General features: G+C 41.0%; 12 protein-coding genes. 8 read left to right on the forward strand and 4 right to left on the reverse strand.

The features are described from left to right. Positions 1 to 4 precede the first annotated feature (4 nt). The gene (locus H6G96_RS05740) at positions 5 to 298 is read left to right on the forward strand and encodes an antibiotic biosynthesis monooxygenase (RefSeq protein WP_190910544.1); all 294 of its coding nucleotides are present in this window, start codon (positions 5 to 7) and stop codon (positions 296 to 298) included. A gap of 48 nt (positions 299 to 346) precedes the next feature. On the opposite strand, the gene pcrA is transcribed toward H6G96_RS05740, so the two are convergent. Then, positions 347 to 2,671 (reverse strand): DNA helicase PcrA, encoded by a 2,325-nt coding sequence (pcrA, locus tag H6G96_RS05745; protein WP_190910545.1) that lies wholly within the window; start codon positions 2,669 to 2,671, stop codon positions 347 to 349. 157 nt (positions 2,672 to 2,828) lie between these two features. Between pcrA and H6G96_RS05750 the strand changes: the two genes are divergently transcribed. The 5 genes from H6G96_RS05750 (at position 2,829) to H6G96_RS05770 (ending at position 5,982) form a co-directional block, all read left to right on the forward strand. Further along, positions 2,829 to 3,080 (forward strand): hypothetical protein, encoded by a 252-nt coding sequence (locus H6G96_RS05750; RefSeq protein ID WP_190910546.1) that lies wholly within the window; start codon positions 2,829 to 2,831, stop codon positions 3,078 to 3,080. Between the two features lie 2 nt (positions 3,081 to 3,082). Next, positions 3,083 to 3,472: a PIN domain-containing protein gene (locus tag H6G96_RS05755; RefSeq protein WP_190910547.1), complete on the forward strand. Its 390-nt coding sequence runs from the start codon at positions 3,083 to 3,085 to the stop codon at positions 3,470 to 3,472. Positions 3,473 to 3,967: 495 nt separating this feature from the next. Further along, positions 3,968 to 4,936, forward strand: coding sequence for a sodium-dependent bicarbonate transport family permease (locus H6G96_RS05760; RefSeq protein ID WP_190910548.1), 969 nt, complete (start codon positions 3,968 to 3,970; stop codon positions 4,934 to 4,936). Positions 4,937 to 4,940: 4 nt separating this feature from the next. Beyond that, positions 4,941 to 5,252 (forward strand): P-II family nitrogen regulator, encoded by a 312-nt coding sequence (locus H6G96_RS05765; RefSeq protein ID WP_069068948.1) that lies wholly within the window; start codon positions 4,941 to 4,943, stop codon positions 5,250 to 5,252. A 28-nt stretch (positions 5,253 to 5,280) separates the two neighbouring features. Further along, complete coding sequence (locus H6G96_RS05770; RefSeq protein ID WP_190910728.1) at positions 5,281 to 5,982, forward strand: carbonic anhydrase; 702 nt, start codon at positions 5,281 to 5,283, stop codon at positions 5,980 to 5,982. A 154-nt stretch (positions 5,983 to 6,136) separates the two neighbouring features. Here H6G96_RS05770 and H6G96_RS05775 read toward each other — a convergent pair whose 3' ends face one another. Both H6G96_RS05775 and H6G96_RS05780 read right to left on the reverse strand, forming a co-directional pair. Further along, positions 6,137 to 6,379, reverse strand: a complete 243-nt coding sequence (locus H6G96_RS05775; RefSeq protein ID WP_190910549.1) for a hypothetical protein — start codon at positions 6,377 to 6,379, stop codon at positions 6,137 to 6,139. A 750-nt stretch (positions 6,380 to 7,129) separates the two neighbouring features. Continuing rightward, positions 7,130 to 8,854 (reverse strand): ATP-binding protein, encoded by a 1,725-nt coding sequence (locus tag H6G96_RS05780; RefSeq protein WP_190910550.1) that lies wholly within the window; start codon positions 8,852 to 8,854, stop codon positions 7,130 to 7,132. Between the two features lie 1,028 nt (positions 8,855 to 9,882). Between H6G96_RS05780 and H6G96_RS05785 the strand changes: the two genes are divergently transcribed. After that, the gene (locus tag H6G96_RS05785) at positions 9,883 to 10,320 is read left to right on the forward strand and encodes a CAAD domain-containing protein (protein WP_190910551.1); all 438 of its coding nucleotides are present in this window, start codon (positions 9,883 to 9,885) and stop codon (positions 10,318 to 10,320) included. A 139-nt stretch (positions 10,321 to 10,459) separates the two neighbouring features. Here the strand turns inward: H6G96_RS05785 and H6G96_RS05790 are convergent, their stop codons facing one another. After that, positions 10,460 to 11,611: an S-layer homology domain-containing protein gene (locus H6G96_RS05790; RefSeq protein WP_190910552.1), complete on the reverse strand. Its 1,152-nt coding sequence runs from the start codon at positions 11,609 to 11,611 to the stop codon at positions 10,460 to 10,462. Between the two features lie 407 nt (positions 11,612 to 12,018). On the opposite strand from H6G96_RS05790, the gene H6G96_RS05795 reads away from it, so the two are divergent. After that, positions 12,019 to 13,377 carry an ATP-binding protein gene (locus H6G96_RS05795; protein ID WP_190910553.1) on the forward strand — a complete coding sequence of 453 codons (1,359 nt, stop codon included), beginning with the start codon at positions 12,019 to 12,021 and terminating at the stop codon, positions 13,375 to 13,377. Positions 13,378 to 13,475 lie beyond the last annotated feature (98 nt).

The following is a 13,475-nucleotide window of genomic DNA, read 5'->3' on the forward strand; positions in this document are numbered from 1 at the left end:
GTTTATGATTATTGAGGCAGTAATGCTTCCTGTTAAACCTGGCCTAGAATCTGATTTTGAAGATTCTTTCAAAAAAGCTTCTAAAATTATTTCCTCAATGGATGGATATTTGTCCCATGAATTGCATAGATGTATAGAAGACCAAAGTAAATATTTATTACTTGTGAGATGGGAAACTTTAAAATCTCATACTGTCGGATTTAGAAGTTCTGCTAAATATCAAGAGTGGAAAAAACTTCTGCATCATTTTTATGAGCCATTTCCCACTGTTGAACACTTTGAAGAAGTTGAAATATGAAAAATAAGAACCTCAACTTATTGGAAAAGTTGAGGTTCTGCGATTGTATCACTCTACTCGTTGCAACTGCGCTACTCTTGGGTCAACAATTTTTTGTCCCAAGCTGGCAAATTTAATTGCCACAGACATTTTATTACCTGTTCCGAAGACATGAGTTATTTCACCAAGCCCAAAAGTTTTATGTAATACTTGATCGCCTACTTGCCAATTCTGCGTTGAGTCTTGCTTTCCATTAGGAGTGGAGGCACTTTTGGTATAACTTTGACGACTTAGACGTTGAGTAGTTAATAATTCTTCTGGTAATTCGTCGAGAAATTGCGATCGCATGGCGGGTTCACGAGAACCATATAAACGCCGTTCCCGCGCGTGTGATAAATACAACCTCTCTTGGGCGCGGGTAATCCCCACATAACACAAACGGCGTTCCTCTTCCAAAGATGCGGGATCGCCCAACGATCGGTAGCCGGGAAATAGCCCTTGTTCTAATCCCACCAAAAATACTACGGGAAATTCCAAACCTTTGGAAGCGTGCAAAGTCATCAAAGAAACGGCTGTCTGTCCTTCTTTTAAGTTATCCAAATCGGAACTGAGGGCGGCACTATTCAAAAAGTCTTGGAGGGAAACCTCTTCGTTTTCTTCTTGAAATTGCAGTGCGGCGTTGTAAAGTTCTTGAACGTTTTGTACCCGATCTGTGGCTTCATCTGTCCCTTGACTCATCAAGTCTTGAACGTAACCAGAATCTTCTAATATTCCTTGCAAAACCTCAGTCACGGGAAGCGTGCCAATTTGCCCTTGCCAACGGCTAATCATTTCGGCAAAGCTATTCACAGCTTTTGTAGCGCGTCCAGCTAATGTATTAACTGATGTTTCGTCGCTGAGTATTTCCCACAGAGTTGTGCCTAGTTGCTGGGAGGCATTCATCAAAGCATCAATAGTGGTTTTGCCAATTCCCCGCCGGGGAGTATTGATAACTCGTAATAAACTGACTGTATCAGATGGGTTAGCGATCGCTCTTAAATACGCGATGACATCTTTAATTTCTTTGCGATCGTAAAATCTCATTCCTCCCACAACTGTGTAAGGAATTTGATATTTCACCAACAATTCTTCAAAAGGGCGAGATTGGGCATTTGTCCGATAAAGTATGGCAAAACTACCCCAGTTTAACTCTGGATTTTGCTGTTCTAAAGTGCTAATTTGATTAATCACAAATGCCGCTTCTGCCAGTTCTTCATCGGCTTTGTGACAAGTAATCTGCTCACCTGCTCCCCGCGTCGCTTTAAGGATTTTATCAATCCGTTGGGTGTTATTTTCAATCAGTTCATTAGCTGCTTGCAGAATGTTTTCACAAGAACGATAATTTTCTTCAAGCTTAACCATCGTTCGGGTGTCATCATCTACTAAACCATCACCAAAATCCTCCTGAAATCCCAGCAATATAGTGAAATCTGCCATCCGAAAGCTGTAAATGGATTGATCTGCATCGCCAACAACGAAAACTGAGCGATTTTGCCATTCCCATTCGCTCTTTCTGGTTTCGCCGTTAGTAACCAATAAATGAATAAGTTGATATTGAGTACGATTAGTATCCTGATATTCATCTACGAGGATATGGCAAAACTTGCGATGCCAGTAACCCAATACTTGCTCATTTTGCTGAAATAATCTAGTAGGTACAAGAATTAGATCATCAAAGTCAAGAGCGTTGTTTTCTGCTAACTTATCTTGATATAAATTGTAAACTTGAGCAATTACCCGTCCGCGATAATTGGGTTGATCTTGCTCAAATTCTTGGGGCGTTAAACCTTGGTTTTTAGCGTTACTAATAGCGTAGCGGACAGAGCGAGCGTCAAATTTTTTATCGTCTAAATTTAACTGTTTATTGACTATTTCTTTAATCAGAGTCATCACATCTGATTCATCAAAGATAGAAAAATTACGGTTCCAACGCCGTCCTTTTTCGTCTACATATTTTTCAATATCAAAACGGAGAATACGAGAAAATAGGCTGTGGAAAGTCCCACACCATAAGTCTTTGATCGTGTTTTTGTAAACTTGCGATCGCAGTTGTGTTTGTTGGTATTCTGTCAACAAATCCAACCTCTGACCGTGTTGTTTCATAGCCAGTTGTTCAGCAAATAGCCGTTGAATCCGGTCTTTCATTTCCCGTGCGGCTTTGTTCGTAAAAGTAACCGCCAGAATATTTTCTGGATCAACACGGTGTTGCAAAATCAGATTCGCAATGCGATAAGTCAGCGCTCGTGTTTTACCGGAACCTGCGCCAGCAACAACTAGCAACGGACCGCAGTAATGTTCGACAGCTTGACGTTGGCTGGGGTTAAGGTGACTGAGAAAGTCGATGGTTGTTGTCATGGATGTGAAAAAGCGATTGCCTGGCGTCACATCAATAGAGAGTTGCTATTGCCCAGGTTACAATATCTTAACGAAACTTGGTCAATAAAGATTGTGTAGGAATATTCTTAACCAGAATGGTACTCTATCATGATTTATGTAGAAGCAAGAAAAAGCTATGCTGTCAGTCAAAGGCACATTCCAAAACGGCGTGGTTCATCCTAATGAACCAATTGAAGGGCATGAGGGGCAGTCAGTTATCATCGTGTTTGTCGAAGAAAACCACATACCTCAGCCAACAACCCCAGAAAACTCAGATTGGGATAAACTGAGGCAGTTAATAAAAAACTGTGCAATTGATACAGATATTGGCGATCTGGCACACCAGCATGACCATTATCTCTATGGAATGCCAAAGCGAGAATCATAACTTTGACGAAAGTTTTTGTAGATACAGCTGCCTGGATTGCGCTTCTTAATGTTAGGGATAATCTTCATCAGCAGGCAAATGAGGTAATGGATAGACTGTTGCACTTAGAAACGCCTTTGGTGATAACGGAGTTTGTACTATTGGAGGTTGCAGATGCTCTGTGTAAACCAGTCAGCCGTATTCAGACAGTTGCTTTCATCAACAGTTTGCGAGTTTTAAAAAGTGTGCAAATCATCCCTTTCGACCAAAAGTTGCTGGATGAAGGTTGGATGTTATACAGCCAGCGTCCTGATAAAGATTGGGGGCTAACTGACTGTATTAGCTTTGCGGTGATGACACAGGAAAGGATTACTCAAGCCTTTACATCTGACCGTCACTTTGAGCAAGCGTGATTTACCAAATTGTTGTAAATCAAAAAATACTGGGATTTAGACAAGGTTTGTATTGTGGCAATTCATGATTGCCATGACAGTACGTTAACTTTTCTACATAGATAAGTTAGCCATCAGTTATTCCTGCGCTTTCTATCGTAAAATCAGCGACGGGGAATTAAACATCATAAAAATACTGGGCAAGCTCTAACTTGCTTTGTTATCAACAGAGTAGTAGCGACAATAAATACCCTGGGGGAAGCCGCTTTGCGTCTACATGAATTGCCCCTACAGATTTTCATAGGAACACCGCAATGTTCCTTAGCTTGTGGTTTATTTGCTTGAAAAACGCTGTAATATCAACCGAGACTATTGTTACCAATAGGACTATTCACTCCTTGAGTACCCAATTGACATTGGGGAGCAACACACGATACATCATGATTCAACCGTTAAATTTTTAAAGATGAGAAATTTCTTTAATTTCAGGTTTAACCAATACAAGGAGGGGTGGATATGGATATTAGCTTAATTGTATCCAATATTTTGAATCCGCCAATCCTGTTTTTCTTTTTAGGCATGACTGCTGTTTTTGTCAAGTCTGATCTGGAAATTCCCGCACCAATGCCCAAACTATTTTCGCTGTATCTGCTGTTTGCTATTGGTTTTAAAGGAGGCGTAGAACTAATCAAAAGTGGCATCACTCAAGAAGTGGTTCTAACACTTGCGGCAGCAATGATGATGGCTTGTGTTGTTCCAATTTACACCTTTTTTATCTTGAAGTGGAAATTGGATACTTACGATGCGGCTGCGATCGCAGCAACCTACGGTTCTATCAGTGCCGTCACCTTCATCACAGCTAGCGCCTTTTTAACTGAGCTTGGCATTGCTTTTGATGGTTACATGGTGGCAGCCCTTGCCCTGATGGAATCCCCAGCAATTATAGTTGGTCTAATTTTGGTGAATATATTCACCGTCGATGGAAAGCGGGACTTGTCGTGGCCGGAAGTTTTGCAAGAAGCATTTCTTAATAGTTCAGTTTTTCTATTAGTAGGTAGTCTACTAATAGGTGTTTTGACAGGAGAACGCGGTTGGCACGTATTAGAACCCTTTACTCAAGGGTTGTTTTATGGCGTTCTCACCTTCTTTTTACTGGACATGGGATTGGTCGCTGCTAGAAGAATTAAAGACTTGCAAAAAACCGGAGTTTTCCTAATTTTATTTGCCATACTAATTCCTATACTCAATGCAGGCATTGGGTTGGTGATTGCCAAATTGATCGGTATGCCTCGCGGAGATTCGCTGTTGTTCGCTGTATTGTGTGCCAGTGCTTCTTACATCGCTGTCCCGGCGGCTATGCGGATGACTGTTCCAGAAGCAAATCCCAGCCTGTATGTTTCCACCGCTCTAGCGGTGACATTTCCATTCAATATTATTGTGGGAATTCCGTTATATCTCTACGGAATTAACCTATTCTGGAGGTAATAATATGCACGTAGTTAAAAAGATAGAAATTATCGCCAACTCTTTTGAACTTGCCAAAATTTTAGATAATTTAGACAAGTCGGGTGTACATAACCATGCCGTAATTAGAAATGTTGCTGGTAAAGGATTACAAGGAACGACAGAAGATTTAGACATGACCATGCTTGATAATGTTTACATCCTTGCGTTTTGTATGCCAGAACAACTCAAGCCTGTTGTAGAAAATATCAAGCCACTGCTCAATAAATTCGGAGGTACTTGCTACGTTTCGGATGTGATGGAGATTCGCTCTGTCAGATGTGTCGCGTCAATGTAAAAAAATTATAAATTCAATGAAGCATTTCATGGAACGTCGTGACTTTTTGAAGTTGGGAATGACCGGGGCTTTTGGAATGATGCTATCCGCCAGCGATTTGCTTTGGCGGGTGGAACAGGCTAAAGCTGCCGAAATACCCTCAACTTCCCCTGAATCCCTCAGTCCCGATGCAGCATTGCAAAAGTTGATAGAGGGGAATCAGCGATTTGTTCAGCATCAACCCCAATACCCCGATCAATCTGCACTGCGGTTGAAGGAAGTTGCTCAAGCTCAACATCCATTTGCAACTATTCTTAGTTGTGCTGATTCACGAGTACCCGCAGAAATTGTTTTCGATCAGGGCATTGGAGACATCTTTGATGTTCGGATTGCCGGAAATATTGCCACACATGAAGCGATCGGTAGTATTGAATATGCGGTTGTCTTATTAGGTTCTCCACTGCTAATGGTGATGGGTCATGAGCGTTGTGGGGCAGTAACTGCTGCTGTCCAAAATGAATCGTTACTCGGTGATATTAGTACTTTTGTGAAAGCAATTAAGCCAGCAGTAGAAAAGGTCAAGAGTCAGCCGGGTGACGCGGTTGAGAATGCTGTGGTGGCAAATGTGCAATATCAAATTGAACAGTTGAAGCACTCAAAGCTTTTAACTGAGCAAGTGCAGTCAGGTAAATTGAAAATCGTCGGGGGTCGTTATGACTTGGATACAGGGAGGGTGACTATTATTACCTAATTCGGCAGAGGATTCCCAATAATTAAACAATTCAAAATTCAAAAATTGTTGGAGACTCTGATTCCCGACTGAAAAACTGTTTGCTGTTCACTGATAAGCTAATGAGCATTTAAGTTGCATATAGCGGTTTTCAATTGCATAAGCTGATGCACATCTAAACTATATATAGCAATCCGATAGCGTTCGCGTAGCGTCTCGTAGAGAAGCGGTAGCGAGTCAGACGCTCCTGCGTCGCTCTAAGCGTTGGCGCAGCCTCTCGTAGAGAAGCCATGCCGCAGGCTTTACGCTGCGCTATCGAGCGTCTTTGATTTGGAGAATCACTCGTAGAGGTAAGGGACTCTTTATTGGGAGCTTGGAACTGGGAAGAAGGAATAAAGGTGTACTGAGTTTTTTTCAAAAATCAAATATGAGTTCTATAAACACTTTTGATGTCGTTAAATGTTGACTGTTGACGGGTTTTCAGTCATCAGTCATCAGGTAAATGTACAATATTATTTGCGTAACAGCTTAGAATACAGACCATTTGTAGGGGCACAGCAATGCTGTGCCCTATTGTGTATTGCATCCAAACGATAGCCGCTGACTACATCTTCTGTAACGATATCGAATTGTTAGCTCAGTAATTACACGATACTAGAGAACAAATGGTTGAGAACGGACTTGTGTTCTAAACGAATGGACTTGTGTTCTAAACGAATGGACTTGTGTTCTAAACGAATGGACTTGTGTTCTAAACGAATGGACTTGTGTTCTGGACGAATGGACTTGTGTTCTGGACGAATGGACTTGTGTTCTGAACGAATGGACTTGTGTTCTGGACGAATGGACTTGTGTTCTGAACGAATGGACTTGTATTCTGGACGAATGGACTTGTGTTCTGAACGAATGGACTTGTCCGCTTGATTTCTACAAGCCGCACACTCGTGACTTCCAGTCATGAGTTAGGCGCTCCATATTTCTCTCTCCTACAAGGAGAGAGACTTTGAATTTTCCCCCTTCCCGTGTCGGGAAGGGGGCTAGGAGATTAGGTCTTTCATGGGCTTTTCCACATGACGTGAAAAGTCAGGTCGCAGACAAGCCATACCGCAAGCTTTAAGCTGCGCTATGCTGCCTGCTCTTTCCCAATGCCCAATGCCCCATGCCCCATTCAATCCTGCACAGTCATTGGCAGACGAATGGTGAAAGTAGAGCCAACTCCCGGCTGACTTTTGACAATAATCTCACCACCCATCATTTGGCAAAAGTGGCGGCTAATTGCTAACCCCAGTCCCGTACCTCCATACTTTTTGGTAGTTGAGGTATCTCCTTGTGTAAAAGGCTGAAATAACCGCTGTTGTTGACGGCTAGACATACCTATACCTGTGTCGGTAACGGTAAAAGTAATCATACCTAAAGGAGCATCCAGTCGTAATTCATCCTTGTCTCTTTTGACCGTGAGCGTCACCTTGCCGTTTGTAGTGAATTTACTGGCGTTGCTTAGTAAGTTTAACAATACCTGCCGCATCCTGGTTTGATCGGCGTACATGGTGCCAAGTTGCTCATCAAAATCCACTTCTAAAACATTGGCATTTTTTTCTATAGCTGGTTTAACTGTGAGGACGACGTTATGAATCAGCGTTGCAATCTCGAATGTCTCAGGATAGAGGGTCATTTTCCCCGCTTCAATTTTTGACAAGTCGAGGATTTCGTTAATCAAGTGCAATAGATGCTTACCAGCAGAGTTAATTGTTTCTAAATCTGTGATAAAGTCTACCGATAAACCAAGATCGGTAGCATCATCTTCTAAAAGTTGGCTCAAGCCAATGACAGCATTTAATGGTGTGCGTAATTCGTGACTGACATTGGCCAGAAATATGCTTTTTGCTTTGCTAGCAGCTTCCGCTAGTTCTTTAGCTTGTTGTAGTTCTTTTGTTCGCTCAGATACCCGCTCAATCAGACGATTTAGAGATTTGGCGAGTAGTCCAATTTCATCTTCAGTGGTGACGGGCGCTCGCAAATCAAAATTATGTTTTCTCGCCACTTGTTCAGCTACTTGGGTAACAGTGATAACTGGTTCCGCGATCGCTCGACTGGTACGCCAAGCTACAATAGCTGCGATCGCCACCGAAACCAGCATGCTCATCATCACGATGAATCGCTCAACTACTTTTGCCTGCTCGACCGCTTTTTGCCTTTCTTGCTCTTGAACTTCAGCAGTTTGCAGGATGTTAGCCAAGTTTTGAGAAAGCTGGTCTAGCCGCACGGCTGTTTCACCACGCATAATTGTCAATAACTGCGATCGGGCAGAGGAAATCTGCTGAGGCTGCACTTGTGAGGAGTCAACTTCCTTTAAGACGACCTCGATTTGGTCAACATAAGCTTTTAAATTATTCTTGTAATCCAGCAATAACGTCTGTAAAGTTGAACTTGTTGCTGCTAGTCTTTTAGGTTTACTGTCAATAAATCCGGAAATTTTTGATTCTAATTGCTTGGCTTTTTCAACATTCTTCAGAAAATCGGCTTTTTTGCTTTCTAGCTGTTGTGGATTTTCCAATACAGCAACTAGGTTAGAGCTATGTAATTGTGCCCCTACTACTGCATCTTTATAATTACTCAGTAGTTGCCCTTGTTCATAGGCTTGATTGAATTGCCTGACTTCCCTTCCCCGGTAGTAGTTGGCGATCACTAACCCAGTCAGTGAGCCAAAAAAGCCAATTCCGATAGCTACAAAATACCCATAGCCAATTTTTTGATGGATGCGCCAAGAACTGGCTTTGAGTTTCCCTCGTGAGGGAAATTCTATGGTTGGGAGTTCGTCTGTCGATGGCTCTTCGGCTGACACTTTTTTGCTTTCTGAACTGCTGTCGATAGGGTTGGCTTTTGAGGAACGCATTTCTTAAACCTCCTAGCCTTCCCGCAAAAATCACCAAATCAGTTTAGCTTGTGCAAACAATTTAATTGGTGATTAACATTTACATTATCTTCTTTTATAGCAATAGCAAATCATTACTTACTAGATAATTAACAGAACCTTATATAGTATGAGTAGTTTTGATAGCAATGCTGCTAAGTACACTTACTGACAGCGAATAAATTCACTTTTTTCAGCAGTAACGAATAATTTCCTACACTAAAAGACCTATCTGAGACTGTCTTCTCCTTACCACAACACTTTCCTCAATATCTGGTTGATAGCAATAAGTTCTTGCCATCAAGTATGCCACTACTCTACCTTAACTGCTTCCTTATAAAATTAATACAATCAGGAAAAAAACAAAAGCTTTAAGATTCCTTGGGCATGGGGCACTTATCCTGAGCTATGCCGTAAAGTCTACTGCATAGCTATGCTTTGAGCGCAACCTCTCGTGGAGAAGATATGAACTATTTCTCCCTTATCTGCCTGATCCTCAATCAATAGGCACACATATCATAAAATAATTCTACAGTCTAGTCTATGTGAATACACAAAAACCTTTATTACGTATTAATATCAATACGAATGCGTTAATTGACGAATGCGGCTTAAGATAGCTTTAATATCGGCTAAAATCGGCTTTTAGGCTTATATAAATGAGATGTGGATAGATTTTTGCATGATTGTACTTAAATTTAGTACGATTATGAGCGAATGACACGGAATGGGATAATCACAACCTGAGGATTCGAGTTGATTCAAAAAAGAACTCAGAAAGCTGGCTATAGTACATCCTGCTGTCTTCTTAGTTCTATCCTCCTACTGGCTTTCTACCTTGTAGTTGATGCAGTAGATATTATGAGGCAATTATAGTTATAGGACACTAAAACCCTTTTGTGCCCTTTACACAATTGTACTAATGCACTTGTGCATTACCTAATCAACAGCCTTGTGGTTGTAATTATCCAGATTAGAAAAACTCAACTGTCAAATTTACGGGAGTTAAAATGCCAGAACAAGAATTTACCGAAACCACATCTAAAGATACTACAGTGGCAGAGATCAACAGCCAAACGGGAACCATCACCAAACTCCAACCTCCCGCACAGTCTCAAGATGAATGGCAAAAATATGGTGAGCAAATTTCTAGCTTTTTAGCAACATTGCCAGAATATCTAGGAAGCTTTTTTAATCAATACAAGCAACCCCTGATCACTGTTGGTATAATTGTGGGATCAATTGTTGGGGTTAAAGTACTCTTGGCAGTATTAGATGCTTTGAATGATATCCCCTTGGTAGCACCTACTTTTGAGTTGATTGGTATTGGTTACTCTGCCTGGTTTGTTTACCGCTATTTACTCAAAGCCTCAACCAGGAAAGAGTTAACTAATGAAATTACCACTCTTAAATCACAAGTGGTTGGTAAAGGAATTCCAGAAGCTTAATATTTAAATTATCGCTTCTCTATAAGACGTTACGCCTAGCTTGTTCCTGTGTAAGAGCAAGAGCTAATTCAAAATCACAGAAGTCTGATCGCCGGAAGTCGGTGATCAGACTTCTCTCAAAATTACTACGAATTAGTAATTATTGTTGAGACGAGTTTTCTGCTGACAAGTTACCTTTTAAGTTCGGTTTTGGAGTGCGCGAAGATACTGAAGAAAAGCTACGGCTACGTACAATATTTTGAGATGGGATTGCCTCCAACTTGCCGCGTTTTACTAAAGCTTGATGAATCATTGCTGCTACTTCAGTACGAGTAGCTGCTTTGTTGGGAGCAAGAATTTGTGAATTTGGATAGTTAACTACCAAACCATTGGCTGTAGCAGCAGCTATTTTGCTGATAGCATAGGTTGGAATATTTTTAGCATCTTTATAAACACTTAAAACCTGATTTGGGGAAGTAGGTGCTTTCAAATTTAACCCACTAGCAAGGGCAACTAAAACTTGCACTCGTGAAATATTTTGTTGTGGTTTGAAGGTTTTTTTCGGGTACCCTTTGAGAAATCCGGCACTTATGGCTTGGTTAATTGCTGGAGTTGCCCAGAATTTTGCTGGTACATCTTGAAATGCGATCGCAGTTTTAGTTCGGTCTTGGTCAAAGGCTTTTTGCAGTATAGCAGCAAATTCGGCGCGGTTTACAGGCTGATTTGGTCTAAAAGAATAATCAGGAAAACCCTTGAGAATACCACGGGAAGAAAGAACATCTATAAAAGGCCGACCCCAAAAGTTATTGGTTACATCGTTAAATGCAATTGGCGGCGGAATGATGGATTTTTGTTTTGCTGGAGTTACTAAAGGCAATGCTGATAACGTAACTGATGACTCAAGTCCTGCTGAAGAGGGTACAGGTGTCTGTAGTTGTGAGGATTGAGTTGGGATTACCTGAGCAGATGGTAACACTGGGCGGGAAGAAGTTGTGCTGTTACTCGGGGATGAAAGTGTCGTGGGTTCAACAACAGCCTCAGGTGGAGCTGATGGCAAAACGTTGTTGCGATCTGCATTTGGCTCTACCTTGGGAGTAGAAGAGGGCAATACTTGATTTGGTTGAACACTTCTAGACGGAGTAGAGGAAGGCGATACCACCCCGTTGAAGTTCCAGCTAGAATCCCTGCGGGACAATGACCAAAAAAGAATTGCTCCAATAGTGGCGAAGGCAACCAGAATGGCTATAAACTCATCAAAGCCAAGGGCAGTTCTTTGGGATGACTCCGGTTCAGAAGGAGGTCTATTTGTCATCGTGATTACCCTAGTAGCAGTAAAATTCGTGTCTAAACAAATTAAGCCACAGATGGCTCTTTTACACCACCCCTTTTTAATTCGTAATTCGTAACTTGACACTCCTCGCTCTAATGAAAGCCAAGTTTAGATTTCACTTGAGCAATTTTAAGGTCAAAGGTAAAAAAGGCACATCGATAGTGAAGTGTTAGCGAGTATTTGTACCCTTAGAGGGAAGCAAGCAAGAGCGTCCGTCTGCGACACGCTCCCGCGAACATAGACACTGCTTGTCTCCACAACCGCCTCAGAATAAATAGCTAGCTATACTAGTTTAATTAAATACCTCAATCGAAACCGGATTTAGACGGTGGCAGAATGTAAAATATTAACTTATTGTTTACCTGTCTTTGTAAAAATCAGGGTGTCTAGTGTCAGAAGAATTCAGTTGCCAAATCTCACCACCATTTGTGTCTCTTGGTAGCGATCGCGATATCGATTTAGATTCAACCCTCCAAGAACTACCAATGTACAACTTCCCAGTGGAAATCAACCGCACTGGTATGGAAGTAGCTAATTTTTTGGAAAAATACCCTCTGCTACCAGGAGTAATTTTGGTAGAACAAGGAAAGTTCATTGGGATGATTTCGCGGCGGCGACTGCTGGAATTTTTGATTCGTCCCTATGGACAAGAGTTATTAGTTCAGCAACCATTAGCCGTTCTCTACACCTATGCGCGGATACCAATGTTGCTGCTTGCTGATACAACATCGATTTTAACTGCAATGCAACTTAGCTTAAAGCGATCGCCAGAGTTCTTAGCAGAACCAATTGTAGTAGAAACAGAATCTGGTACTTATAGATTGTTAGATGTACAAGAATTAAATATTATTTCTTGGCAAATTCGAGGAATCGACAATCTGGTACGGTATGAACGCAGCCAAGCCCAAATGATTCAAAATGATAAAATGGCAAATCTGGGACGTTTGGTAGACGGCGTAGCGCACGAAATTTTAGACCCAGTGGGTTTTATTTGGGGTAACATAACTTACGTTTCAAACTACAGTCAAGATTTGCTCAAGTTGATAGCGGCTTATGAGCAAGAGTTACCATCGGCTTCCCAGGCAATTAATCAAATTAAAGAAGAGATTGAATTTGATTTTTTAGAACAAGATTTGTCGCGATCGCTTGCTAGTATCCGTACCGGAGCAGAAAGATTAAAAAAACTCGTTACCAGCTTACAAAACTTCTGCCATATCGACGAGCTTTATCCCAAACCAGTAGATTTACACGCTTGTATAGATAGTATTATTTTATTAATTAATAGCCGTCTTCAAGGAGAAATTGAAATTGTCAAATACTATGGTCAATTACCTCCAGTCTATTGCTTCATGGGACAAATAAACCAGGTTTTGATGAATATTTTCAGCGAAGTTGTGGATACTTTACTTAATGAAGCAGTGCGACAGCAATTGCATATAGAAGATACAAAAACTGTTCAAAAACCCCGAATTGAGATTACTACAGAAGTAATTTCGCAAGAAGCAAACAACCCAAATGCACCAGATTCTCGTTGGATATTAATTCGCATTGCTGACAATGGGCCTGGAATGTCTCAAGAATTACAACAGCAAATTATGGAGTCTTTTTCGCTTGAAACAAAAAATAGTAAAAATACTAGTTTAGCAGTAAGTTATCGAATTATAACAGTAAGACATGGTGGAAAATTAAATTTCAATTCGCAAATTGGTATAGGTACAAAATTTGAAATTTTATTGCCTTTAGTTTAATTAAAAAAATCCGCTTTTATTTATAAATAAAAGCGGACACGATATTAGGGAGAATCAAACCTTAACCCAAGCAAGCATATTTTTGGTGTTTGAATACT

It is taken from the genome of Nostoc sp. FACHB-892, assembly GCF_014698795.1.
Classification (GTDB): domain Bacteria; phylum Cyanobacteriota; class Cyanobacteriia; order Cyanobacteriales; family Nostocaceae; genus Nostoc.

Bases quoted from the DNA above. Each gene is read 5' to 3' on its own strand.
- H6G96_RS05740 (WP_190910544.1), top strand. From the start codon at position 5: ATGATTATTGAGGCAGTAATGCTTCCTGTTAAACCTGGCCTAGAATCT.
- pcrA (WP_190910545.1), bottom strand. From the start codon at position 2,671: ATGACAACAACCATCGACTTTCTCAGTCACCTTAACCCCAGCCAACGT.
- H6G96_RS05750 (WP_190910546.1), top strand. From the start codon at position 2,829: ATGCTGTCAGTCAAAGGCACATTCCAAAACGGCGTGGTTCATCCTAAT.
- H6G96_RS05760 (WP_190910548.1), top strand. From the start codon at position 3,968: ATGGATATTAGCTTAATTGTATCCAATATTTTGAATCCGCCAATCCTG.
- H6G96_RS05765 (WP_069068948.1), top strand. From the start codon at position 4,941: ATGCACGTAGTTAAAAAGATAGAAATTATCGCCAACTCTTTTGAACTT.
- H6G96_RS05770 (WP_190910728.1), top strand. From the start codon at position 5,281: ATGGAACGTCGTGACTTTTTGAAGTTGGGAATGACCGGGGCTTTTGGA.
- H6G96_RS05780 (WP_190910550.1), bottom strand. From the start codon at position 8,854: ATGCGTTCCTCAAAAGCCAACCCTATCGACAGCAGTTCAGAAAGCAAA.
- H6G96_RS05785 (WP_190910551.1), top strand. From the start codon at position 9,883: ATGCCAGAACAAGAATTTACCGAAACCACATCTAAAGATACTACAGTG.
- H6G96_RS05790 (WP_190910552.1), bottom strand. From the start codon at position 11,611: ATGACAAATAGACCTCCTTCTGAACCGGAGTCATCCCAAAGAACTGCC.